Source organism: Bradyrhizobium sp. 63_E2_N1_3, from assembly GCF_052076005.1.
Taxonomy (GTDB): domain Bacteria; phylum Pseudomonadota; class Alphaproteobacteria; order Rhizobiales; family Xanthobacteraceae; genus Bradyrhizobium; species Bradyrhizobium barranii.
This window is the reverse complement of sequence record NZ_CP197235.1, coordinates 71,918-95,845: the sequence shown is the minus strand read 5'-3', so window position 1 is coordinate 95,845 and position 23,928 is coordinate 71,918. Positions and strand designations below refer to the sequence as shown.

At 64.6% G+C, this 23,928-nt stretch carries 23 protein-coding genes; 10 read left to right on the top strand and 13 right to left on the bottom strand.

Features of this window, described 5'->3' with window-relative positions:
* Nucleotides 1-7: 7 nt before the first annotated feature.
* Both ubiB and ubiE read right to left on the bottom strand, forming a co-directional pair.
* The gene (ubiB, locus tag AB7531_RS00415; protein ID WP_063980157.1) at nt 8-1,582 is read right to left on the bottom strand and encodes a 2-polyprenylphenol 6-hydroxylase; all 1,575 of its coding nucleotides are present in this window, start codon (nt 1,580-1,582) and stop codon (nt 8-10) included.
* Nucleotides 1,579-2,340 carry a bifunctional demethylmenaquinone methyltransferase/2-methoxy-6-polyprenyl-1,4-benzoquinol methylase UbiE gene (gene ubiE, locus AB7531_RS00410; RefSeq protein ID WP_014490941.1) on the bottom strand — a complete coding sequence of 254 codons (762 nt, stop codon included), beginning with the start codon at nt 2,338-2,340 and terminating at the stop codon, nt 1,579-1,581. The genes ubiB and ubiE overlap by 4 nt, the downstream gene beginning before the upstream one ends.
* 81 nt (nt 2,341-2,421) lie before the next feature.
* On the opposite strand from ubiE, the gene mutM reads away from it, so the two are divergent.
* Nucleotides 2,422-3,321 carry a bifunctional DNA-formamidopyrimidine glycosylase/DNA-(apurinic or apyrimidinic site) lyase gene (gene mutM / locus AB7531_RS00405; RefSeq protein WP_063980156.1) on the top strand — a complete coding sequence of 300 codons (900 nt, stop codon included), beginning with the start codon at nt 2,422-2,424 and terminating at the stop codon, nt 3,319-3,321.
* A gap of 176 nt (nt 3,322-3,497) precedes the next feature.
* Here the strand turns inward: mutM and AB7531_RS00400 are convergent, their stop codons facing one another.
* On the bottom strand, nt 3,498-4,241 hold the full coding sequence (locus AB7531_RS00400) for a ParA family protein (protein WP_063980155.1): 744 nt from the start codon (nt 4,239-4,241) through the stop codon (nt 3,498-3,500).
* 244 nt (nt 4,242-4,485) lie between these two features.
* On the opposite strand from AB7531_RS00400, the gene ggt reads away from it, so the two are divergent.
* Nucleotides 4,486-6,165, top strand: coding sequence for a gamma-glutamyltransferase (gene ggt / locus AB7531_RS00395; protein WP_063980154.1), 1,680 nt, complete (start codon nt 4,486-4,488; stop codon nt 6,163-6,165).
* A 244-nt stretch (nt 6,166-6,409) separates the two neighbouring features.
* On the top strand, nt 6,410-7,507 hold the full coding sequence (locus AB7531_RS00390; RefSeq protein WP_063980153.1) for a sensor histidine kinase: 1,098 nt from the start codon (nt 6,410-6,412) through the stop codon (nt 7,505-7,507).
* Nucleotides 7,508-7,595: 88 nt separating this feature from the next.
* Here AB7531_RS00390 and AB7531_RS00385 read toward each other — a convergent pair whose 3' ends face one another.
* Complete coding sequence (locus AB7531_RS00385; protein ID WP_063985959.1) at nt 7,596-8,954, bottom strand: serine protease; 1,359 nt, start codon at nt 8,952-8,954, stop codon at nt 7,596-7,598.
* Between the two features lie 234 nt (nt 8,955-9,188).
* Here AB7531_RS00385 and AB7531_RS00380 point away from each other — a divergent pair, with 234 nt between their 5' ends.
* Nucleotides 9,189-9,992, top strand: coding sequence for a HesA/MoeB/ThiF family protein (locus AB7531_RS00380; protein WP_039155124.1), 804 nt, complete (start codon nt 9,189-9,191; stop codon nt 9,990-9,992).
* A gap of 9 nt (nt 9,993-10,001) precedes the next feature.
* On the opposite strand, the gene AB7531_RS00375 is transcribed toward AB7531_RS00380, so the two are convergent.
* Entirely contained in the window at nt 10,002-11,009 is a 1,008-nt protein-coding gene (locus tag AB7531_RS00375; protein WP_063980152.1) for an aldo/keto reductase, read from the bottom strand.
* A 119-nt stretch (nt 11,010-11,128) separates the two neighbouring features.
* Between AB7531_RS00375 and AB7531_RS00370 the strand changes: the two genes are divergently transcribed.
* Entirely contained in the window at nt 11,129-12,040 is a 912-nt protein-coding gene (locus tag AB7531_RS00370) for a LysR family transcriptional regulator (RefSeq protein WP_063980151.1), read from the top strand.
* 3 nt (nt 12,041-12,043) lie between these two features.
* Here the strand turns inward: AB7531_RS00370 and AB7531_RS00365 are convergent, their stop codons facing one another.
* The gene (locus AB7531_RS00365; RefSeq protein ID WP_028149823.1) at nt 12,044-13,045 is read right to left on the bottom strand and encodes a 2-hydroxyacid dehydrogenase; all 1,002 of its coding nucleotides are present in this window, start codon (nt 13,043-13,045) and stop codon (nt 12,044-12,046) included.
* A gap of 312 nt (nt 13,046-13,357) precedes the next feature.
* On the opposite strand from AB7531_RS00365, the gene AB7531_RS00360 reads away from it, so the two are divergent.
* The gene (locus AB7531_RS00360) at nt 13,358-13,888 is read left to right on the top strand and encodes an SH3 domain-containing protein (protein ID WP_039155120.1); all 531 of its coding nucleotides are present in this window, start codon (nt 13,358-13,360) and stop codon (nt 13,886-13,888) included.
* Between the two features lie 154 nt (nt 13,889-14,042).
* Here the strand turns inward: AB7531_RS00360 and irrA are convergent, their stop codons facing one another.
* Nucleotides 14,043-14,534 (bottom strand): iron response transcriptional regulator IrrA, encoded by a 492-nt coding sequence (irrA, locus tag AB7531_RS00355; RefSeq protein ID WP_063980150.1) that lies wholly within the window; start codon nt 14,532-14,534, stop codon nt 14,043-14,045.
* A 352-nt stretch (nt 14,535-14,886) separates the two neighbouring features.
* Here irrA and fabA point away from each other — a divergent pair, with 352 nt between their 5' ends.
* From fabA to fabI, 3 genes are all read left to right on the top strand, one after another.
* Complete coding sequence (gene fabA / locus AB7531_RS00350) at nt 14,887-15,408, top strand: bifunctional 3-hydroxydecanoyl-ACP dehydratase/trans-2-decenoyl-ACP isomerase (RefSeq protein ID WP_063980149.1); 522 nt, start codon at nt 14,887-14,889, stop codon at nt 15,406-15,408.
* A 40-nt stretch (nt 15,409-15,448) separates the two neighbouring features.
* Nucleotides 15,449-16,672, top strand: coding sequence for a beta-ketoacyl-ACP synthase I (fabB, locus tag AB7531_RS00345; protein WP_063980148.1), 1,224 nt, complete (start codon nt 15,449-15,451; stop codon nt 16,670-16,672).
* Between the two features lie 138 nt (nt 16,673-16,810).
* Nucleotides 16,811-17,611 (top strand): enoyl-ACP reductase FabI, encoded by an 801-nt coding sequence (fabI, locus tag AB7531_RS00340; protein ID WP_231143732.1) that lies wholly within the window; start codon nt 16,811-16,813, stop codon nt 17,609-17,611.
* Nucleotides 17,612-17,717: 106 nt separating this feature from the next.
* On the opposite strand, the gene AB7531_RS00335 is transcribed toward fabI, so the two are convergent.
* The 6 genes from AB7531_RS00335 to AB7531_RS00310 form a co-directional block, all read right to left on the bottom strand.
* Nucleotides 17,718-18,314: a glutathione S-transferase family protein gene (locus AB7531_RS00335; RefSeq protein WP_063980146.1), complete on the bottom strand. Its 597-nt coding sequence runs from the start codon at nt 18,312-18,314 to the stop codon at nt 17,718-17,720.
* A 116-nt stretch (nt 18,315-18,430) separates the two neighbouring features.
* Nucleotides 18,431-19,234 (bottom strand): hypothetical protein, encoded by an 804-nt coding sequence (locus tag AB7531_RS00330; protein WP_063980145.1) that lies wholly within the window; start codon nt 19,232-19,234, stop codon nt 18,431-18,433.
* A gap of 19 nt (nt 19,235-19,253) precedes the next feature.
* Complete coding sequence (locus AB7531_RS00325; protein WP_245328512.1) at nt 19,254-19,493, bottom strand: hypothetical protein; 240 nt, start codon at nt 19,491-19,493, stop codon at nt 19,254-19,256.
* Complete coding sequence (locus AB7531_RS00320; protein WP_441279817.1) at nt 19,490-20,062, bottom strand: hypothetical protein; 573 nt, start codon at nt 20,060-20,062, stop codon at nt 19,490-19,492. Before AB7531_RS00320 ends, AB7531_RS00325 begins: the two co-directional genes overlap by 4 nt.
* 126 nt (nt 20,063-20,188) lie before the next feature.
* A complete protein-coding gene (locus AB7531_RS00315; protein ID WP_441279816.1) occupies nt 20,189-20,638 on the bottom strand; it encodes an N-acetyltransferase family protein in 450 nt (149 codons plus the stop codon).
* Nucleotides 20,639-20,714: 76 nt separating this feature from the next.
* Nucleotides 20,715-21,641: a hydrogen peroxide-inducible genes activator gene (locus tag AB7531_RS00310; protein ID WP_028150571.1), complete on the bottom strand. Its 927-nt coding sequence runs from the start codon at nt 21,639-21,641 to the stop codon at nt 20,715-20,717.
* Between the two features lie 114 nt (nt 21,642-21,755).
* Here AB7531_RS00310 and katG point away from each other — a divergent pair, with 114 nt between their 5' ends.
* The gene (gene katG / locus AB7531_RS00305) at nt 21,756-23,921 is read left to right on the top strand and encodes a catalase/peroxidase HPI (RefSeq protein WP_231143730.1); all 2,166 of its coding nucleotides are present in this window, start codon (nt 21,756-21,758) and stop codon (nt 23,919-23,921) included.
* Nucleotides 23,922-23,928 lie beyond the last annotated feature (7 nt).

Genomic DNA, 23,928 nt, shown 5'->3' with positions numbered 1-23,928 from the left:
AGTGCAATCACAGATTCCGAACGGCGATCAGGATTCCGATGAAGGTGGCGGCGATGATCCAGAGCGCCACGGTGCGCCAGCGATTCTTGCGGCCTTCGCTGCGGCCCATCGCGGCGATGCTCTCCGGCGACAGCCGGATGCCTTCCCGCGTCATGGTCTCGAGCTGCTCGAGCACCGCGACCGAGCGCTGCGCGATGTCGGGCAGGCGCATCAGCACGCGGGCGAGGTCGCTGCCGCCGGAGAGCGCGCCCTGCACGCGGCCGATCGGGCCGAGATTGCGCTCGATCCATTCGCGCACCACGGGGTCGGCGACCTTCCAGATGTCGAGCTTGGGATCGAAGGCGCGCGCCACGCCCTCGACCACCACCATGGTCTTCTGCAGCAGGATCAGCTCGGGCCGCGTCGTCATGTCGAACAGGCCGGTTACCTCGAGCAGCAGCGTCAGCAGCCGCGCCATCGAGATCTCTTCCGCCGTGCGGTTGTGAATGGGCTCACCGATGGCGCGGATCGCTTGCGCGAAATTCTCGACCGAGTGATGCGCCGGCACATAGCCCGCCTCGAAATGCACCTCGGCGACGCGGCGATAATCGCGCGTGATGAAGCCGAGCAGGATCTCGGCGAGGAAGCGCCGCTCCTTCATCCCGAGCCGGCCCATGATGCCGAAATCGACCGCGACCAGACGGCCGGCGTCATCGAGGAACAGATTGCCCGGATGCATGTCGGCGTGGAAGAAGCCGTCGCGGAGCGCGTGGCGCAGAAAACTCTGGATCACCTTGCGGCCGAGATCGGGCAGGTCGACCTGCGCCTCTGCAAGGCGCTTGTGATCGTTCAGCGCGATGCCGTCGATCCACTCCATCGTCAGCACGTTGTGCGTGGTGCGGTCCCAATCGACGGTTGGCACGCGAAAATCAGGATCGTCGCCCGTGTTCTCCGCCATCTCCGACATTGCAGCCGCTTCCAGCCGCAGGTCCATCTCCATCGCGACCGAGCGCGACATGGTGTTGATGACTTCGATCAGGCGCAAACGCCGCGCCTCGCTCGAATAGGTCTCGGCCTTGTGCGCGACGTAGAAGAAATCGGAGAGGTCGCGGCGGAATCGCGAGGCCACGTTCGGCCGCAGCACCTTCACCGCGACAGGCTTGCGGACACCGTCGCGCGACACCTCGCCGCGATGCACCTGCGCGATCGAGGCGGCGGCGACCGGCGGGCCGAGGCTCGTGAACACGTCCTTGAGCGCACGCTCCAGCGAGCTCGCGATCGCGGCTTCCGCTTCGGCTTGCGAAAACGGCGGCAAGCGATCCTGGAGGCTTTCCAGATCACGCGCCATGACGACGCCGACGACGTCGGGACGCGTGGCCAGAAACTGCCCGAGCTTGAGATAGGCTGGGCCCATCCGGGTCAGCGCGCGCGTCAGCCGTGGTCCGTGCTTTGGACCGCGCCGTTCGACGAGGCGCGCAAGCTTCAGCGCGAGTTGCCCTGGCGGCGGCACCAGGGTCGGATCGACGGAACCGAACACGCCCTCGCGCGCAAACACGAACGCGGCGCGGATCAGGCGCGAAATGTGGGTAATGGAAGAAATCACAAACGCCAGCCCGAATGCAGTGCGACGATGCCGCCGGACAATGTCTGCCAGCCGACGCGGGCGAAGCCGGCGTCGCGGATCATGTCGGCGAAGGCGTTGGGTTTCGGAAACTTGCGGATCGATTCGACGAGATACTGGTAGGACTCGGCGTCGCCCGTGACCATGCGGCCGAGCGGCGGGATCACCTTGAACGAGAACAGGTCATAGATCCGGTCGAGCCCGGGCATCTCGACGGTGGAGAATTCCAGGCACAGGAAGCGGCTGCCGGGCTTCAGCACGCGATAGGCCTCGCGCAGCGCCAGGTCGATCCGCGGCACATTGCGAATGCCGAAAGCGATCGTATATGCGTCAAAGCTGCGGTCGGCGAAGGCGAGCGCTTCGGCATTGCCCTCGACGAAATCGACCTGGGTCTCGAGATGCCGCTTCGCGGCGCGCTCGCGGCCCACGGCCAGCATCTCGGCGTTGATGTCGCAGACCGTGGCATGGAAGCCGGGACCTGCCGCCTTGGCAGCGCGGAACGAGATGTCGCCGGTGCCGCCGGCAACATCGAGCAGCGCGAACGGCCGGTCACCCCTCGGCGGGTTGAGCGCGTTGATCATGATGTCCTTCCAGACCCGGTGCAGGCCACCGGACATCAGGTCGTTCATCAAGTCATAGCGCGACGCCACGCTGTGAAACACATCGTTCACCAGCGTCTGCTTGTCCCCCAGGGGAACGTCCCTGAAGCCAAAATGCGTGGTTTCGCCCGGCCGATCCATTACTCTACTCCACTGGGCGGACCATAGCGCGGCCGCCGCAATGGCGCTATCACACCGCCCTCATAAGGTGAATGCCTGACCATGCCTGAATTGCCCGAAGTCGAGACCGTCCGCCGCGGCCTTCAGCCCGTCATGGAGGGTGCGAAAATCCTCGTCGCGGAGGCCCGCAGGCCGGATCTGCGCTTTCCGTTCCAGCCCGATTTCGTGGCCCGGCTCCAGGGGCAGGTCGTCACGGGGCTTGGCCGCCGTGCAAAATATCTCATGGCCGATCTCGCCTCCGGCGACGTGCTGCTGATGCATCTGGGCATGTCGGGCTCGTTCCGCGTCATCAAGCCGGACAACGAGGCCGCGCCGGGCGAGTTTCACTACCCACGGGCTAAGGACTCCACGCACGACCACGTGCTGTTTCGGATGTCCTCCGGCGCCGACATCGTGTTCAACGACCCGCGCCGCTTCGGTTACATGAAAGTCATCGCGCGCAACGCGCTTGAAGACGAGCCACTGCTGCGCGATCTCGGTCCCGAGCCGCTCGGCAACGAATTCGACGCCGCGATGCTGGCGCGGTCGTGCGAGGGCAAGACGACGAGCCTGAAAGCCGCGCTGCTCGACCAGCGCGTGGTCGCCGGGCTCGGCAACATCTATGTCTGCGAAGCGCTGCATCGCTCGCATCTGTCACCGCGCCGCATTGCTGCGACGCTCGCGACCAAGGGTCGCAAGGGTGTTGGCGGCGGCGAGCCGACCGATCACGCGAAGCGGTTGGTGAGTGCCATTCACACCGTGCTGAACGACGCGATCAAGGCCGGCGGCTCCAGCTTGCGCGACCATCGCCAGACCTCGGGCGAACTCGGCTATTTCCAGCACTCCTTCAAGGTCTATGACCGCGAGGGCGAGACCTGCAAGACGCCAGGGTGCGGCGGCACCGTGAAGCGATTCACCCAGAACGGGCGCTCCACCTTCTGGTGTCAGAAATGTCAGAAGTGAAGATCGGGCCTGCCGCCGATAGGCCGTGAGTCTCGGCGAAGGCGACGACCCCACCACGCCGTCATTGCGAGCGCAGCGAAGCAATCCGGCCGGGCTGGTGGCCGGATTGCTTCATCGCTTGGACTCTTCAACCGGATAAGTGAAGAGGCCGCCTGTCGTCCGAGCGATCGCCCCGCTCAGGACGCCAGTGTCGTGGTCTCGTCCGCCGCGTGTTTGGCGGCGACGCGCAGCATCCCGTCCGCGACCGAGATGACCTGGTCGATCAGGACATTGGTCGTGGCTTCGAGCTCGAGACGGGTCTCGATCCAGCGCCAGAGGCCGCGGATCTCGTCCGCCGACTTGCCGTTCGGCGCGAATTCGCTGACGGCGAGGCCGCTCGCGAGCGAGTCCTGGTGGTCGTTGCGCATCACAATCAGCGGGCGCGCGAGCACCTCGGCGAGATCGAGCGCGGCTTCCTCGGCGAGCGTGTTGGCGGCGTTGTCGATGCGCTGGCCGCGGATTGGCGCCTGGTTCAGCACGAAGCCGTAGGGCCGCTTCCAAGCGCGCGCGACGCTCAGCGTCGAGACGGTCGCCTCGATGTCGGCAACGCTCGGGCGAGCCGGAATCAGGCAGAGGTCGGAATGGCGGATCGCGGCGGTGGTCGCGGCGCTGAGGCCGGCCGCGGTGTCGACGATCGCGAGCTGCAAGCCGCTGTCGGCCAGCATCTTCAGGCGCGGCGCGATGTCGGCGGCGTGATAGATCGGCTCGACGACGAGATCGTCAGCGTGGCGGCGACGCAGCCAGTTGGACAGGGTACCCTGCGGGTCGGTTTCGATCAGGCGGACGGTGAAGCCGGCCTGCTTGGCCGCCAGCGCGAGGCCGATGGCAAGCGTGCTCTTGCCACTGCCACCCTTTTGGGTGGCCAGTACGATCGTGTGCATGGAAAGTTGAATCCTTTGGAATGCTTGGGTCTGTGGGGTAACGCCACGCGAACGTGCATCGCTTCTCGATGCTGAGCTCTACTCGCTCAGGACGTGCCCTGCCCGATCCAAAGGGGACCGCGGATGTCCGAATCAACGCTAACGATGATGGCAGAATCGGGAATGCCAGCTAATCCGTACCAATACTGGACCCGTCATCGCGCGTATGATGTGCTTGCCGCCGTGAATAAAAGGGGCAGGCGGCATGGGCGGAAACTGGCGCGACCGGACGGCAACGATCTTTGAATGCGAGAAGATGCCGGCGGTCTCGAGCCGCGGCATGGTGGTCAGCAACCATCCGCTGGCCTCCAGCGCCGGCGCCGAGATGCTGGCCGCGGGCGGCAACGCCATCGACGCCGCGATCGCGACCCTGTTCACGCTGACCGTGGTCGAGCCGATGATGGTCGGCATCATCGGCGGCGGCATGGCGCATATACGTCTGGCTGACGGCAGCCACCGTTTCATCGACGGGCAGAGCACTGTGCCCGCGGCGGTACGTGACACCAGCTATACCTCCGCGCCAGGCGCGGCGCATGACGTGTTCGACACCGTCGGCAACGAGAACCTCAACGGCCCGAAGGCGGTCGCCACGCCGGGCTCGCTGAAAGCCTGGTGCGAGACGCTGCGCCGCTTCGGCACCATGAGCCTCGCGGACGTCATGCAGCCCGCGATCAAGCATGCCGCGCGCGGCTATGCGGCGACGCCGTATTTGCACGAATGCATCAGCGAGAGCGCTGCCGAGATGCGCAAGGACAAGCCAATTGCGGCGATCTATTTGCCTGATGGCGAGCCGCTCAAGGTCGGCGAACGCGTGGTGCAGGCCGAATATGCCGAGACGCTCCGCACCATCGCCGACCACGGCGAGACCGCGCTCTACGAGGGGCCGCTTGGTGACATCCTCGTCGACTACATGGAGAAGGCCGGCGGCTTCATCCGCCGCAACGATCTGACCGGCTACAAGACCGTCGAACGGCAACCGATCCGCGCCGACTATCGCGGCTGGACCATCCTTGGCCCGCCGCCGCCCGCGGCCTCCGGCGTGCACATCGCGCAGATGCTGAACATTCTGGAGGGTTATGACATCGGAGGCCTCGGCTTCGGCACGCCGGAGACGATCCACTATCTCGCCGAAGTCCTGAAGATCGCCTTTGCCGATCGCGCCGCGGCCAGCGGCGATCCGGATTATGTCGGCGTCCCCGTGGAGCGGCTGACGTCGAAGGCCTATGCCGAGGAACGCCGCCGCGCCATCGATCCGGCGCGGGCCCAGGCCTGGGGCGCCGGCGTCTCGCAGCTCGAAGGCGCGCACACCACGCACATGACAGCGGCAGACGCGTTCGGCAACGTCGTCGCGACCACGCAGACCATCAACAATCTCTTTGGCGCCAAGATCATGATTCCGGGCCTGGGCGCCATCGCCAACAACTACATGAACCTGTTCGATCCGCGTCCCGGCCACGCGCTGTCGCTGGCGCCGGGCAAGCGCGTCACCACCTCGATGTCGCCGATGATGGCGCTGCGCGACGGCAAGCTGCGCTATGCGCTCGGCCTGCCCGGGGGAAAACGTATCTTCCCCAGCGCGATGCAGGCGCTGGTCAATCTGATCGACCACGGCATGAGCCTGCAGGAAGCGGTCGAGGCGCCGCGCATCTGGACCGAAGGTAACGCGCTCGAAGTCGAGCAGAAGGTGCCGGAGGCCGTGCGCGCGAAGCTTGCGGGCCTCGGCCACAAGGTGCAGCCCGTTGCGACGGTGGCGGGCGGCATGAATGGCATTGCCTTCCACGACGACGGCACCATGACCGGCGCCGCCTGCTGGCGCGCGGACGGCACGCCGGTCGGGATCTCTGGAGGGCTTGCGCGGAGCGGTGTCAGGTTCAGGTTGAGCTGACCGCGCATTCACAAGGACGGTGCGCTCGTACCTCTTGTGCAACTGACGTCGTCCAATCGCCGGCAGGTGTCGCGACCGCAAATCCAGCGGTTCGCGGTTTTCGAACCTCCGCGGTATTTTTCGGTGCGAGGCAGATGTCGCCTATGCGGCCCGATCCGCGCAGATGACGGCACAAGTTCGGCAATGTAGGGTGCGGAACACTGGCGGCAGGCTCGTCGATCAGCGTCTGAGTAAGGCTGTGCGTATGGGCGGCGATATAAGCGGCGACTTCCTGGCCGGCGGCGGCGAGATGGGCGCTTTGACGCGAGCGTTTGACTGGTCGAGCACATCCGTGGGCTCTCCGGACACTTGGCCCCAAAGTCTTCGAGTTACAGTGCGGCTCGTTCTCACCTCGCGGCACCCGATGTTCATTTGGTGGGGACCAGAACTCATCCAGTTCTACAACGATGCATACCGGGAGACGATGGGGCCGGAAAGGCACCCAAGCGCTTTGGGCGCGCGCGGCCGTGAGTGTTGGGCCGAGATCTGGGACATCATTGGTCCCCAGATCGAGTACGTCATGTCGGGCAAGGGGGCGACCTGGAATGAGGACCAGCTGGTACCGGTGACTCGTCACGGGCGCCGCGAGGACGTTTGGTGGACGTACAGCTTTGGTCCAATTGATCTTGAAGGCAAGGTGGGCGGCGTGCTTGTCGTCTGCAGGGATGTCACGTCCGAGCATATGGCAAGGGAAGCGCTGAACCTCATCAATGAGGAGCTGAAGCACCGCGTCAAGAACACGCTCGCAGTGTTGAGCGCGGTAGCTGCCCAGACATTTCGTGACCCGACGAGCAAAGCCGATCTCGAAAAGTACCAGGCACGGCTCGGCGCGTTTGGACGAGCGCAGGATCTGCTGACCGCATCAAATTGGGCGGCCGCGCCACTCCACGATGTGATCGGCACTGCTCTTGCACCTTATCGGACAGGCGAAGGCCGCTTCATCGTCTCGGGTCCTCCACTCGTCGTGAAATCTCGACAAGCGCTGGCTCTGTCATTGGCGCTCCACGAGCTCGCGACCAACGCTTCGAAGTACGGCGCTCTGACCGTAGCGGGAGGCTGCGTATCGATTACATGGTCAACCGAGGCTCAGGATGGCGAGTCAAAATTTGTCTTTGTCTGGCAGGAGATTGGCGGTCCGTCCGTATCGAAACCCGTCGGCACAGGCTTTGGCTCCAGGCTGATTTCCCGGGTGCTGAAGGACGATTTCAGCGGTTCCGTTGACGTTTCGTATGGCGCAGCCGGGCTTACATGCAGGCTGACCGCGCCCCTCGAAAATCTGGGACCTTCGCCAAAGAGCACGTGAGACCGTGTAGGAGCTGCGTGGCTCAACGGAGAGGGCATTGCGTTCCGCACCGCGTCCGGGACACGAGAGAAGTGTTATTCTCTCTCGCCTACTTCCGCACGCAGATCACGCGGACGACGGCCGCCTTCGCATCCGTCGACGTGCCGTTCGCCGTGACATCGTTCGCCTTCAGGAAATTACGCACCGCTTCTGCAGACACCATCACCGCCTGCGACGCCGGCACCGATGTCGCGGGCCCCGCGACCATCGCCGGCTTCAACAGCGCGACGCCGGCGAACTTGCCGTCGCCGTCGATGGCCGGGCTGCCCGAGAAGCCGACCGCCGGTGGAGGCGACAGCGCGGAATCGCTTGCTGTGACCGGCGCCAGCGCGCCCTTGAGGCTCGATACGCCCGCAGCTCCGCCCTGGCTCTGCGGATCGGCAATGCCGATGACATCGACGCTCGTCTTCGCTGTGCCACCGGTGAGGCTGAGCGGCTTCAGGCCGCGCGCGCCGTAGATGTGCAGGAGCGCGAGATCGTGCTCCTTGTCCTCGGCGAGACGGTCGGCGCTGCCATAGCCGGCAATCGTGATCGCGAGACAGCTATCGGTGACGAGGCGGTCGGTGACAATCGCACCATCGTCGCTGACGACGACGCCGGTGCCGTATTCGACGGTCTTGCGCGGCGGCGGCCCGGCCTGCGGGCCCGTCGGAAACGCATTGAACGCGCTCGACATCGCGATCACGACCGGCTCGACGGTGTTCTCGGTCGCCTGGTCGTAGAGGATCGTCATGGTGCGGACTTCGTCGCCCTTAAAGGTGCCTCGCACGTAGAATTTCTTGAGGCCCTGCAATCCCGACAGCACGAAGAAGTCGGGCTTCACCACGGTGTAGTCGACCTTGCGCCCCGACGGCTCCTTCTCCAGCTCGGCGAGTTTCGCCGTGGTCGGGTTCGCTTCCTTGCGGCGGCTCAGCAGCACCTGCACCGTGCCGGTCGGCGAAGTCCATTTCGAGCCGTTGGCGTCGGTCGCCTGCTGCGGCACCAATTTGCCGGGGATGCCGAGCCGGGCGCCGCTGGTCGGCTCCATCACGATTTTCCAGCCGACGCTCTCCTGCTTGCGCCGCGCGGTCTCGGCGAGCGCAGCGCGCTCCTGCGGATTGAGCACGCCGGTCGGCTTGCCACCCTTGGCCTTCTGATATTCCTTGATCGCCTCGACCATGCGCGCGCTGACGTCGCCGGTGATGGCGCCGTTATATTGGCCGACCCAGGCGAGGTCGGACTGGAGCGACAGCCGTTCCGCCTGCGCCATCGCATCGGCCGTCGCCGACGGCGTCTGCAGTGCGGGAGGCCGGATCGGCACGGTCTGGACCGGCTTCGGCTTGGTGCCGGGGATCTCTGGCGTCGTCATCTGGGCGCTAGCGCCTGTGGCAGCCGCGAACATCAGTGTTGCCGCAAGCATCGATCTCATGACAAATCCAGCCAGCCCATTGAACGTGCTACCATTGAAGCACATCTCGTTGGTCGCGAACAATGTTGGGGTGGTTCAGGCAAAGAGCTGAGCCACACACCCAGGTCCTCATCCTGAGGAGCGGTCGAAGGCCGCGTCTCGAAGGATGGCTGCAGGCGAGATCGAGGCCTTCATGGTTCGAGACGGCGCTTTGCGCCTCCTCACCATGAGGGTTTGAGAGAACGAAGGACGACGATGCTGAGCCCGGACGAACTGGAACGCTATGCCCGCCATATCGTGCTGCGCGATGTCGGCGGGCCGGGTCAGGCCGCGCTGAAGCGGGCCTCCGTGCTGGTGATCGGCGCCGGCGGGCTCGGCGCGCCCGCGCTGATGTATCTGGCGGCCGCCGGCGTCGGCACGCTCGGCGTGGTCGATGACGACGTGGTCTCGCTGTCAAACCTCCAGCGCCAGGTGATCCATACGACGCCCGATATCGGCCGGCACAAGGTCGAGAGCGCGGCCGAGCGGATCTCCGCGCTCAATCCGCATGTCCGCTTCGTCGGCCACGCCACCTGGCTCAATGCCGACAATGCGCTGAGCATGATCGGAGACTACGATCTCGTGCTCGACGGCTCCGACAATTTCTCGACGCGTTATCTGGTCTCGGACGCCTGCTTCTTCGCGAAGCGGCCGCTGATCACGGCGGCGCTCGGTACCTTCGACGGCTCGCTCACCACCATCCGCGCGCATGAGAAGAACGAGCAGGGCGTGTTCAATCCGACCTATCGCTGCCTGTTTCCGGAAGCGCCGCCGCCCGGCACGGTGCCTGCCTGCGCCGAGGCCGGCGTCATGGGCGCGCTTGCTGGCGTGATGGGCTCGATGATGGCGCTGGAGGCGATCCGCGAGATCGTCGGCTTCGGCGACGGCCTCGTCGGCCGCCTCCTGATGATCGACGCGCGCGCGATGCGCTTCGAGACGCTGCGCTACGCGCGCGATCCGGCCAATCCGCTCAACGGCGATGGGCCTGTGATCACCGATCTCAGCGCCCATCGCACCTGATCGCCGCCGCTACCGCGTGGCCGGCTTCTCGCTGTCGAGATGCGCCATCTGCTCGGCCGCGTAGCGCGTGCCGGAAGCGACGTCGGGCGGAAATGCTTTTGCAAGCGCCGCGAGATGAGCCGGCGTCAGCGTTACCTTCGCCGCGCCGAGCGCTTCGGTGAGACGGTTGCGCGTGCGTGCGCCGACCAGCGGCACGATCTCCTTGCCTTGAGCCGCCACCCAGGCGATTGCGACCTGCGCCGGCGTTGCGCCGATCTCTGCGGCGATCGCCCGCAGGGATTCCACCAGCGCGAGATTGGCGTCGAGATTTGCGCCCTGGAAGCGCGGCGTCATCAGCCGGTAATCCCTGCCGGTCTTGCCGGAGTCCTTCGACCAATGGCCGCTGATCAGGCCGCGCGCCAGCACGCCGTAAGCGGTGATGCCGATGCCGAGTTCGCGGCAGGTCTTGAGGATGCCGCGTTCGATGCCGCGCTCAATCAACGAATATTCGATCTGGAGATCGGCAATCGGATGCATGGCGTGCGCGCGGCGGATGGTGTCGGAGCCGACCTCGGACAGGCCGATATGCCTGATGTAGCCGGCCTTCACGAGATCGGCGAGGCCGCCGATGGTCTCTTCGATCGGGACGTTGGGATCGAGACGCGCGGGACGGTAGACGTCGATGTAGTCGGTGCCGAGGCGTTGGAGCGAATAGGCGAGGAAGTTTTTGGTCGCGGCCGGCCTTGTGTCCATGCCGGAGAATTCGCCGGCGGGACCGCGCAGCGCGCCGAACTTCACGCTGATCTGCACTTTTTCGCGCGACACATCCTTCAGGGCCTCGCGCACCAGCATTTCATTGTGGCCCATGGCGTAGAAATCGCCGGTGTCGAGCAGCGTGATGCCGGCATCGAGCGCCGCATGGACCGTGGCGATGCTTTCGCCGCGGTCGGCGGGGCCATAGACCTCCGACATGCCCATGCAGCCGAGACCAAGGGCGGAGACGGTCGGACCGGTTGAACCGAGTTTGCGCTGTTCCATGATGGCTCTCCTCAAAAGGCGGCAGGCTGATCGCGCCGCGTGACGAGGCCAGATATGCGCCTGACCGATTAGGCCGATAAGCTGGACAATCCAGAATAGCTTGTTCATCATAGCGAACAATGACCGAGCCCGATCTGCGTGATCTCGACGTCTTCGTGGCGGTTGCCCGCACCCGCAATTTCCGGCGTGCGGCGGTCGAAATTCGCGTGTCGGTGTCGAGCCTTAGCCAGCGGCTGCGGGATCTGGAGGAGCGCCTTGGCGTCCGCCTGATGAACCGCACCACCCGCAGCGTCGCGCTGACCGAGGCGGGCGAGCTGCTGTTGTCCCGCATCGCTCCGGCGCTGCGCGATGTCGGCGATGCCCTGGATCAGGTCCGCGGCTTGCGCGAGGTGGCCTCGGGCCGCCTGCGCATCAACGCGCCGCCGCCGGCGGTGGACCTCGTGCTGGCGCCGATGGTCGGGCCGTTTCTCGCGACCTACCCGCAGGTCGATCTCGACATCGTTTCCGAAAGCGGCTTCGTCGACATCGTCAGCGCGGGCTACGATGCCGGCGTGCGTTATGGCGAGCACCTCGCGCAGGACATGGTGGCGATCCCGCTGAGCGGTCCGCAGACCTATGTCGTCGTCGCATCGCCTGCGTACATCGCGCGCCGCGGCACGCCGAAGCATCCGAAGGATCTGCTCGACCATGACTGCATCCGCGCCCGCTACTCGAGCGGCGTCATGCATGATCTGGAGTTCGAGAAGGCTGGCCAGATCGTGAAGGTCGATCCGCCCGCAAAGCTGATCTCGACCAACATGGGCCTTGCCATGCGCGCTGCGCTCGACGGCGCCGGTATCTGGGCGACGCTCGATGGCTACGTCCATGACGCGGTGAGGTCCGGCGCGCTGGTCAGCTTGATGGAAGATTGGTGCGAGCCGTTTCCGGGCCCGTTCCTGTACTATCCGAGCCGGCGCCAGACGCCGCCCGCGCTACGCGCGTTCATCGATTTCGTCGCGGATTGGCGCAAGCGCGAAACGCGCGGCAAATAAACCTCAGAGCATGCTCGGCAGTACGCGGTCCGGCGGCTTGTGCGCGTCGAGGAAGGTGCGGATGTTGATGATCACCTTCTCGCCCATCTCGACGCGGCCCTCGATCGTGGCCGAGCCCATATGCGGCAGCAGCGTCACCTTGCCGGCCTTGGCGAGCCGCACCAGCTTTGGATTGACCGCGGGCTCGTGCTCGTAGACGTCGAGGCCCGCGCCGCCGATCTCGCCGCCCTCGATCAGCTTGATCAGCGTGTCCTCGTCGGTCACCTCGCCGCGCGCGGTGTTGACGATGTAGGCGTCCTTGCGGATCAGCTTCAGCCGCCGCGCCGACAGCAGATGATAGGTCGCCGGCGTGTGCGGACAGTTCACCGAGATGATGTCCATCCGCGCCAGCATCTGGTCGAGGCTTTCCCAATAGGTAGCCCCTAACTCTTCGGCGATCTTCGGGGCCACGGGGCGACGGTTGTGATAGTGGATCTGGAGGCCGAAGGCGCGGGCACGGCGCGCGACCGCCTGGCCGATGCGGCCCATGCCGATGATGCCGAGACGCTTGCCGCCGATGCGGTGGCCGAGCATCCAGGTCGGCGACCAGCCGGGCCAGGGCTTTCCTTCGGTCAGGATCGAGGCGCCTTCGATCATCCGGCGCGGCACCGCCAGGATCAGCGCCATGGTCATGTCGGCGGTGTCTTCGGTCAGAACTTTTGGTGTGTTGGTGACGGTGATGCCGCGGGCATGCGCGGCCTCGACGTCGATGTTGTCGACGCCGTTGCCGAAATTGGCGATCAGGCGGAGCTTGCAGTCGGGCTGGTTGACGATGTCGGCGGTGATGTGGTCGGTGACGGTCGGAACCAGCACGTCGGCGGTGCGCGCGGCCTCGGCGATCTGCTCGGCCGACATCGGTGTGTCCTCGAGATTGATCCGCGCGTCGAACAGCTCGCGCATCCGGGTCTCGATCGAGTCCGGCAGCTTGCGCGTCACCACCACGAGGGGCTTTTTCTTCACCGACATGTCATGCCCTCATGAGGCGCCGCAAGCCGCCTCTGTTACCAAAGGCCGGCCGTTGAGGCCTCATTAACCCGGTTGTTCGACACTGCCTTTGCCGTGTCGTCCCCGGCGCTTCCTTCAAGCTCTCCCGACATTTCCGGCTGGAAAATCGGGGCAAACTGGTTGTTCAAGTGTCCGTCCTCTCTAGCAGAAGGCCGGGCCAAGACAAGAACCACGGGTTAAGGCTTCGGGAACACTGGCGAGGGGCTTGCGCGGCAGGTTCGGAATTTAGGGTGAGGGCCCGGCGCGGCGGGGCCCTCGACAGGAGACGGGTTGATGGCGTTGGGGCGTTTTTGTTCGGTGATGGCGCTCGTTTGCACCTGGTTGAGCGCCTCGGTCAGCCCCTCCCATTCGGCGAAGGACAGCACCCCCCAGACCGCGAGCGGCCTGCCGGTGCCGCGTTATGTCAGCCTCAAATCGGACCACGTGAACGTCCGCGCCGGCCCGACCAAGGACAATGACGTCGCCTGGGTCTACACCCGCGCCGGCCTGCCGGTCGAAATCACCGCCGAGTTCGAGAACTGGCGCCGGGTGCGCGATTCCGAAGGCGCCGAGGGCTGGGTCTATCATTCGCTGCTGTCGGGCCGCCGCACCGCGGTCGTCACCATGAAACACAAGGACGAGCTCGCGCCGATCTACGACCGGGCCGATCCTGACAGCGCGGTTGCGGCCAAGCTCCAGGCCGGCGTCGTCACGCAGGTCAAGAAGTGCACTGCAAACTGGTGTCGCGTCACCGGCAACGGCTTTGACGGCTGGATCCAGCAGGAGCGCCTCTGGGGCGTCTATTCGGACGAGCAGGTCAACTGACGCCGTAGGCGTCATCCCGGGGCGATGCGCAAGCATCGAACCCGGGATCTCGAGATTCCGGGCCTGGTCCTTCGGACCATTCAGGAATGACCGTGCAAATAGCAATGGCCGGGACAAGCCCGGCCATGACGATCAACTCAACAATGTTGGATATTCAGCGCTTCTTGCGCAGGCGCACGACCATGTCGATGCGCGCGATCTCGTAACCCTCGGGCACCTCCGGCATCTTGGACAGTGCCAGATGCGGATCCTCGATATCGACCAGCTCGTGGCTGTTCTCGAGGTAATAATGGTGGTGGGTGGTGACGTTGGTGTCGAAATAGGTCTTGGTGCCGTCGACGCTGACCTGGCGCAGCAGGCCGGCATCGGTCAGCTGGTTCAGCGTGTTGTAGACGGTCGCGAGCGACACCGGCACCTTGGCCAGCGTCGCCTCCTCATAGAGCATTTCAGCCGTGAGGTGGCGAGCACCCTTGCCGAACAGGAGCCAGCCGAGCGCCATGCGCTGGCGCGTCGGACGAAGCCCCGCGGACTGGAGCATTTCGTTGACGTCGTGCCACGGGCAGCCGGTCAACGCCGGCTGGCGGCCGGACAGGAGGGCGGCGGAATGGACGTCGTCGTCGTGATGGGGCGCGGGATTCTCGCTCATTTCCAGATTTCGGGCACGCGTGGACACTGCATCTATATGCAATATATGGACAGATAGATGCAGATGCAAGTTTCTCGCAACTAGAGAGGTTCTAATGAGAAATGGAACCGGGCGAGCAGGTGGTCACTTTACCTTCATGAGATCGCTTTGCCACCCGAAATGCCTGTGTTAGAGAGCCCGCGGTTCCGCTTGGCCGATTATGGCGCAGCCGGGCATTGAGGCCCGGCCCGCAGTCCATCCTGGCTCGTGGCAGTCGCGCCTGATGACGGGAATTGGCGCGGCTTTCCGAACGAAACGGGGCCCATTTTCGCCAGAAACGCCGCTCAATCGGGATTTGAACAGAGGCTTCCGCATGCTGAACAGGCGCAACGGCTACGAATACGAAGATCTGCTGGCATGTGGCCGCGGCGAAATGTTCGGCCCGGGTAATGCCCAGCTGCCGCTGCCGCCGATGCTCATGTTCGACCGCATCGCGGAAATCAACGACAATGGCGGCGAGTTCGGCAAGGGAATGGTGCGGGCCGAGCTCGACGTGAAGCCCGACCTCTGGTTCTTCGGCTGCCACTTCAAGAACGACCCGGTCATGCCCGGCTGCCTCGGCCTCGATGCGCTGTGGCAGATGGTCGGCTTTTATTTGGGCTGGAGCGGCGGTGAAGGGCGTGGCCGCGCGCTTGGCCTGAACGAGCTGAAGTTCAGCGGCCAGGTGCTGCCCGAGGCCCGTAAGGTTGTGTACAACATCGATATCAAGCGCGTGATGCGTTCAAAGCTGGTGCTCGGCATCGCCGACGGATGGCTTTCGGTCGATGACCAGATTATCTATCGCGCGAAGGATCTGAAGGTCGGCCTGTTCAAGCAGGGCGTGAGCCTGGGCTGAGCGCATCACCAAGAAAGACAATGATTTAGGCGAGGCTGTCATGAGGCGGGTTGTGGTCACCGGGATGGGTATCGTCTCGTCCATCGGAAACAACACCCAGGAAGTGCTTGCGAGCCTTCACGAGGCGAAGTCAGGCATTACGCGGGCTGAAAAATATGCCGAACTCGGCTTCCGTTCGCAGGTGCAAGGTGCGCCGACGATCGATCCCGCGACGGTTGTCGACCGGCGTGCGATGCGCTTCCTCGGCCAGGGCGCGGGGTGGAATCACATCGCGATGGAGCAGGCGATCCAGGACTCCGGTCTGTCGCCCGAAGAAATCTCCAACATCCGCACCGGCATCATCATGGGTTCCGGCGGCCCGTCGGCCCGCACTATCGTCGAATCCGCCGACATCACCCGCACCAAGGGGCCGAAGCGCGTCGGACCGTTTGCCGTGCCGAAGGCGATGTCGTCCACGGCCTCCGCGACGCTCGCGACGTGGTTCAAGATCAAGGGCGTGAACTATTCGATCTCCTCGGCCTGCGCGACGTCGAACCATTGCGTCGGCAACGCCTATGAGACGATCCAGATCGGCAAGCAGGACATCATTTTCGCCGGCGGCTGCGAGGAGCTGGACTGGTCCCTCTCGGTGCTGTTCGACGCCATGGGCGCGATGTCGTCGAAGTACAACGATACGCCCGCCACCGCCTCGCGTCCCTATGACGTCAACCGCGACGGCTTCGTGATTGCCGGCGGCGCCGGCGTGCTGGTGCTGGAAGAGCTCGAACATGCCAAGGCGCGCGGCGCGCGCATTTACGGCGAGATCGTCGGCTACGGCGCGACGTCGGACGGTTACGATATGGTCGCGCCCTCCGGTGAAGGCGCCGAGCGCTGCATGCGCATGGCGATGTCGACGGTGAAGACCAAGGTCGACTACATCAATCCGCACGCGACCTCGACGCCAGCAGGCGATCCGCCGGAGATCGACGCGCTCCGCAGGGTGTTCGGTGCCGGCGAGAAGTGCCCGCCGATCTCGGCGACCAAGGCGCTGACCGGCCATTCGCTCGGTGCGACCGGTGTGCAGGAGGCGATCTACTCGCTGCTCATGATGAACAACGGCTTCATCTGCGAGAGCGCTCACATCCAGGAGCTCGATCCCGTGTTCGCCGACATGCCGATCGTGCGCAAGCGCATCGACAACGTCAAGATCGGCACCGTGCTGTCGAACTCCTTCGGCTTCGGCGGCACCAACGCCACGCTGGTGTTCAGCCGGCTGGATGTGTGAGCCCAGCACTCTGTCATGCTCCGCGAAAGCGGGGCATCCAGTACGCCGCGGCATCTCGGCCTATAACTGCTGTCTCTGGAATACTGGATCGCCCGCCTGCGCGGGCGATGACGTCGGAATGATGGGAGCCGCTGGGCAATGGAAGGACTGATGAAAGGCAAGCGCGGTCTGATCATGGGCATCGCCAATGATCATTCGATCGCCTGGGGCATGGCGAAGGCGCTGCATGCCCACGGTGCCGAGCTTGCCTTCACCTTCCAGGGCGAGGCACTGGGCAAGCGCGTCAAGCCGTTGGCGGAGCAGCTCGGCGTGGAATTGGTGCTGCCTTGCGACGTCGAGGACATTGCCAGCGTTGATGCGACCTTCGCCGTGCTGCGCGAGAAATGGGGCAAGCTCGATTTCGTCATCCACGCCATCGGCTTTGCCGACAAGAACGAGCTGAAGGGCCGCTACGCCGACACCAGCCGCGAGAACTTTTCGCGCACCATGGTGATCTCCTGCTTCTCGTTCACGGAGGTGGCAAAGCGTGCCGCCGAGCTGATGACGGAGGGCGGCAGCATGATCACGCTGACCTTCGGCGCCTCGGAGCGCGCGATGCCGAACTACAACGTGATGGGCGTCGCCAAGGCGGCGCTGGAGGCCTCCGTGCGCTACCTCGCCTCCGATTTCGGACCGCGCGGCATCCGCGTCAACGCCATCTCCGCAGGCCCCATCCGTACGCTCGCCGGCTCGGGCATCGGCGAGGCGCGTGCGATGTTCGGCTTCATGCAAAAACATTCGCCGCTCCGCCGCGGCGTCACGCTCGACGAGCTCGGCGGCTCGGCGCTGTATCTGTTGTCGGATCTCTCCGGCGGCGTGACCGGCGAGATCCACTATGTCGATTCCGGCTACAACATCGTCCTGATGCCAAGGCCGGACGATCTGAAGGCGTCAGAGTGATTTCGTAGGGTGGGCAAAGGCGCAGAGCGCCGTGCCCACCATCTCTCCATGACCGCAGAAAGACGTGGTGGGCACGCTCCGCTTTGCCCACCCTACGAGAGTTGGTTTATCCCGCGGCGATCTGCTCTGCACGCTGGAACGCCGGCCGCGCCATGCAGCGCGCGAGATAGGCATCGAACGCCGGGCGGGACGGCACCATCTTGAACAGGCGCACCGCAAAATTCAGGCCGGAGCCGACCGTGATGTCGGCGGCGGAAAATTCCTCGCCGAGGATCCACGGTCCCTTCGCGAGCGCAGCTTCCAGCACGTCGAACACCTGCGTGGCGCTGCCCCAGGCCGCCGTCGAGGTCGGGATCTCGATCTTGGTGAAGATCTGGATGATGGCAGGCTCGATGCAGCCAGGCGAAAAGAACAGCCATTGCAAATAGCGCGCACGACGCGGATCGGTTACCGCGGGCGCGAGCTTCGCTTCGGGATAGCGGTCGGCGATGTAGGCGCAGATCGCGGCGGCCTCGCCGAGCGCGGCATCGCCGTCGGCGAGCGCCGGCACCTTGCCCATCGGATTGACCTTGAGGAAATCCGGCGCCTTCTGCGCGCCGGTCGAGATGTCGGTCAGCACGCGCTCATAGGGCAGGCCGCTCTCTTCCATCAGCCAGAGCGTCGTGAACGAGCGCGAGCGGGGTGACCAATAGAGCTTGATCATGGCGAGAACTTTCCATTGGCGTAACGGCGGGCGAGGGCAGATTCATTGCGTGTTTGCGCCCGATGCGCAACGCACTATGCCTAGATGGATGCGCCGTTCTGCGAGCGATATCTTGGTCAACGTGACGGCGACGGACGTTGCAGCAGGGCCGGCAGCGTCTTGTCGAGACTCTTCGTCAGCATCGTGCGTACCCCGTCGCGCAGCACCGGGTTGTTGACTGCGTCCGCCGGCTTCTCCGGAAACATCGCGCGATCCAGCTCGCTTGACGGACCGCCGAGCGGATTGTGCAGCAAGCGCTCTACATACGTGTCCTCGGTCATCAAGGCGGGTGCCTCCTTGATCAACGCGAAGGTGGTACCGTCATAGACCCGGATGTACATCATCGCGAAGAGATGGACTGGCCCACCGTAAGGGTATTGTGAGATACCGATGCCGGATTCCCGATGCGTTCCGTGATTCCGGTGGACGACGATGTAGCGCTCACACCGCAGTTTGGGCGCGAGGAAGCGAACGAAGTTTCCGATGTCGGTCGCTGCGCTGTAAAAAAACGGATGCTGCTTTTCGCGACCACCGGACTTGAGCTCTTCGACGGTGTAGGGGATTCTCTTCACGGAACTGCCGGCCGCAGCGGCGCGAACGCGCGAGACGACGAGGTCGTCGAGTGCCCACGCCGCAATCGAGACCCGCGCACGTTTGTCCATGAACGTGAAAGGCCCAAACTTCTCGACCACGAATAGGTCACCGCCGACCGGTATCACGCCGATTTGGCACGGGCCGCTTTCAACCGGTCCGCTTGGCTTGACGCCTGCCGGTTTCCTGATCGCGGGCTTGACCACTTCCGGCTTTGGCGCCGGTTGCACCTGCCCGCCTGTCGGCGACAGCAGCGCGTATGATACCAATGCGCCGGCAAGCAGATTCATCGTCGTACGCCAACGCGCCTTATTGCGCGAAATACGGCGGCAAGATCTTGTCCAGCCGTTTGGTCAGAAAGTCGCGGGTGGTGTCGCGCAGGGCGGTGTTGTTGGCGGAGTCCGCGGCCGTCTCCGGAAACATGGACTTGTCCACCTTCTGCAAAAGCTCGTTCGAAACGAAGTTGTCAGCCATATGCTTCATGACACCTTCGAACGTTACGGCGGGGCCTTTCATGATTTCGAAGGTGCGGCCGTCGACCCACGTCACGCCGATATAGGAGAAGACATATGCATATGAGATGAGACCGACACCCCGGCTGAAGATGCCGACGCCGCTGAGCGACTGATTGGTCCCGTCAAGCTGTCCTTCGCTGCGCATGACGACGAGATAGCGTTCGCAACCAGCAGTGGCGCGACCTGCCGGATCAGGTTCGACTGCTCCTCGCGCTGATTGCGAAACAGGCCGGATTTGGGGTGGTAGCAGGAATCGAGTGCACCCTTGGCATAAGTGATCCGTCGCACCGGCGTGTTGCCTGCTGCGGCCCGCACCCGCGCAAAGACAAGATCGTCAAGGCCCCAGGATACCGGGACTTCGGCATAGTCGTTGCCGAACACGGTCAAACCGATCTTCTGGACGACGAAGATGTCCCCGGTCCCCGCAATCACGCCGGCGCCGCAAGGACCGGCAGTCGCCGACTCCGCAGGCTTCGGCGTCGCCTTCGCCGTCGCTTTCTTGGCTGTCGGCTTTGCCGATGGTGCGGTCTGAGCGGCGGGAGCGGTGGTTGCGGGAGGGGTTTGCGCTGCTGCCGAAGTCAGGAAGGACAGCAGGATGAGCACCGGGGCAGCAAGTCGAAACATGGATTCCAAGGATCAGAGGCGGGAGGTCATCGGACGCGCCACACTAGGGTGGGATCGCGACAACCGCAAGCTGCACCCGGAGGTCGCCGTCTATTCGGTGGGCCGCTACCGCTTCCACCGATAATACTTCATCACGAACCCATTCGACGGCTCGATCTCTTCCTTCTCGAACACAAAGCCTTCGCGTTCGTACCAGCGCCAGGCTTTTTCGTTCTCGCGCACGCAGCGCAGGTGCATCTCGTCGGGCATTTCCGTGCGGGTGAAGGCGAGCAATTGCCGTCCGAGCGATTGCCCCTGGTAGGCGGGCCCGACGAAAAGCATGTCGAGATAGAGTTTTGGCAGATGCAGCGCCAGCATGGCGGCGATCGTGCCGTTGTCGTCGGCGACGAACAGGCTCCAGCCGTTCTCGATCTCGCGCCTGATGCGTGCGCGCAGATTTGCCAGCAGGAACTCGCTCGCCTCGGCGAGGCCGGTCGAGGCCCAGCTTTCCATCCAGACGCGGCCGATCTCGTCATATTCGTCGGTGCGCGCGGGACGGATGACGGGATCAGACATTGGTGCTCTCAGTTCGATCTGCCGCCTTGCGCCGGGGCTCGCTTGAATGATCCCGGCTATTCAGGAAAATTCCCGCCTACCCACGTTGGCCGCGCGTGGCTTGCCGCGGGCGCGCCTTGCCGGCCGACAGGCACACCACCTCGGAGATCTGCAGCAGCTGCCGCGCCAGCGGGCTGGTCTTGCGCCAGACCATGCCGATGGTGCGCGAGGGCTCGGGATCGCGGAAGCGCGACAGCGAGACCGAGGCCGATCGCGTCTCCACCGACACCGCCATTTCCGGGATCAAGGTGACGCCGATTCCGGCGCTGACCATCTGGACCAGCGTCGACAGCGAATTCGCATCCAGCATCTCGCGCGGCGGCGCCGATTGCATGTTGCAGAACGACAGCGCCTGATCGCGGAAGCAGTGCCCTTCTTCAAGCAGCAGCAGCCGCATCTCGCGCATCATCTCGCGCGATGGCACCGGTGTGCCTTCGTCGGAGCCCGGCCGCACCAGCAGGAATTTTTCGTCGAACAGCGCGACTTCGGTGAGCGAAGGCTCGGACACCGGCAGTGCGACGATGGCCGTGTCGAGCCGGCCTTCGACCAGTTCCTGGATCAGCCGCGGCGTCATCGTCTCGCGCACGCGGATGTCGAGCTCCGGATGCATGCGCGTGAGATTCTTGGTGATCTTCGGCAGCAGATAGGGCGCGATCGTCGGGATCATGCCGATCCGCAGCCGGCCCGCAAACCGGTCCTGCGAGGCGCGCGCGAAATCGCCAAGCTCATCGACCGAGCGCAGGATGTCGCGGACGCGCGGTGCGAGCTCCTCGCCGAACCGGGTCAGCGCCACCTGCCGGGCGCTGCGCTCCAGCAGCAGGCCGCCAAGCGCCTCCTCCAGTTCCTTGATCTGCATCGACAGGGCCGGCTGGGAGATCGAGCTTGCCTCCGCCGCGCGGCCGAAATGGCCGTGACGCGCCAGCGCGTCGAAATATCTGAGCTGGCGCATCGTCACGTTGGCCATCAGAAAATCCTATCGCAGCGATCATTAAAGTCAACTTCCCCTGATCGAATGCGAAGCCTAGAGTAATTCTACCTGGTCAAAGGCGCGAGTTCGACGCCACCAGAGGAGGTATTCATGGATGACACTTCGAAGTGCCCGTTTTCGGGCGGAAAACCCACGCGCGTGAACCGCGACTGGTGGCCGACCCAGCTCAGCATCGAGATGCTGCACAAGAATTCGACCCTGTCCGACCCGATGGGCAAGGAGTTCGACTATGCCAAGGAGTTCAAGTCGCTCGACCTGAATGCCGTCATCAAGGACCTGACGGCTCTGATGACGGACTCGCAGGAATGGTGGCCTGCCGATTTCGGCCACTATGGCGGCCTCATGATCCGCATGGCCTGGCACAGCGCGGGCACCTATCGCACCACGGACGGCCGCGGTGGCGCCGGTGCCGGTCAGCAGCGTTTCGCACCGCTGAACAGCTGGCCTGACAACGCCAATCTCGACAAGGCGCGCCGTCTGCTCTGGCCGATCAAGCAGAAATACGGCCGCAAGATCTCCTGGGGCGATCTGATGGTGCTCGCCGGCAACGTCGCGCTGGAATCGATGGGCTTCAAGACCTTCGGCTTCGCCGGCGGCCGCGCCGACGTGTGGGAGCCGGAAGAGCTCTATTGGGGTCCTGAAGGCACGTGGCTGGGCGACGAGCGCTACAGCGGCGAACGCCAGCTCGCCGAGCCGCTCGGCGCGGTGCAGATGGGCCTGATCTACGTCAATCCGGAAGGCCCGAACGGCAAGCCTGACCCGGTCGCCGCGGCCAAGGACATCCGCGAGACGTTCGCCCGCATGGCGATGAACGACGAGGAAACCGTCGCGCTGATCGCCGGCGGCCACACCTTCGGCAAGACCCACGGCGCGGGCGATCCGTCGCTGGTCGGTCCGGAGCCGGAAGCGGGCGCGCTCGAGGATCAGGGCCTCGGCTGGAAGAGCAAGTACGCTTCCGGCCTGGCGGGCGATTCCATCACCAGCGGTATCGAGGTGACATGGACGACGACGCCGACGAAGTGGAGCAACAACTTCTTCGAGAACCTGTTCAAGTACGAATGGGAGCTGACGAAGAGCCCGGGCGGTGCGAATCAGTGGACGGCTAAGGGTGCCGACGCGATCATTCCTGATGCCTTCGACAAGTCGAAGAAGCACCGGCCGACGATGCTGACGACCGACCTCTCGCTGCGTCTCGATCCGGCCTACGAGAAGATCTCGCGTCGCTTCTTCGAAAACCCGGATCAGTTCGCGGACGCCTTTGCCCGCGCCTGGTTCAAGCTCACCCACCGCGATATGGGTCCGATCCAGCGCTATCTCGGCCCGCTGGTGCCGAAGGAAACGCTGATCTGGCAGGATCCGATTCCGAAGGTGAACCACGAGCTGGTCGGCGACCAGGACATCGCTGCGCTGAAGACCAAGATACTGGCTTCGGGCCTCTCGGTCTCCGAGCTGGTCTCGACCGCCTGGGCGTCGGCTTCGACGTTCCGCGGCTCCGACAAGCGCGGCGGCGCCAACGGCGCGCGCATCCGTCTGGCCCCGCAGAAGGATTGGGAGGTGAACCAGCCGGCTCAGCTCTCCAAGGTTCTCGGCAAGCTCGAAGCGATCCAGAAGGACTTCAACGCATCGGCAGGTGCGAAGAAGGTCTCGCTCGCCGACCTCATCGTCCTCGGCGGTTCTGCCGCGGTCGAGAAGGCCGCGAAGGATGCCGGCGTTGACGTGAAGCTTGGCTTCACGCCGGGCCGCATGGATGCTTCGCAGGAGCAGACCGACGCGGAATCCTTCGCCCCGCTGGAGCCGCGGGCCGATGGCTTCCGCAACTACGTCGGCAAGAAGCATCAGTTCCTGCAGCAGGAGGAAGCTCTTGTCGATCGCGCGCAGCTGCTGAAGCTGTCCGGTCCCGAGCTGACCGCGCTCGTCGGCGGTCTGCGTGTGCTCGGCGCCAATGCGGGCGGTTCGAAGCACGGCGTCTTGACCTCGAAGGTCGGAACGCTGAGCAACGACTTCTTCATCAACCTGCTCGACATGAGCGCGCAGTGGACGCCGGCGGCTGACGGCACCTACGAGGCCCGCGACCGCAAGACCAACGCGGTGAAGTGGACCGGCACGCGCGCCGACCTGATCTTCGGTGCGCACTCGCAGCTCCGCGCCTTCGCCGAGGTCTATGCCTCGTCGGACGCCAAGCAGCAGTTCGTGCAGGACTTCGCCAAGGCCTGGACCAAGGTGATGAACCTCGACCGGTACGACCTCGCGGCCTGATCCCCGG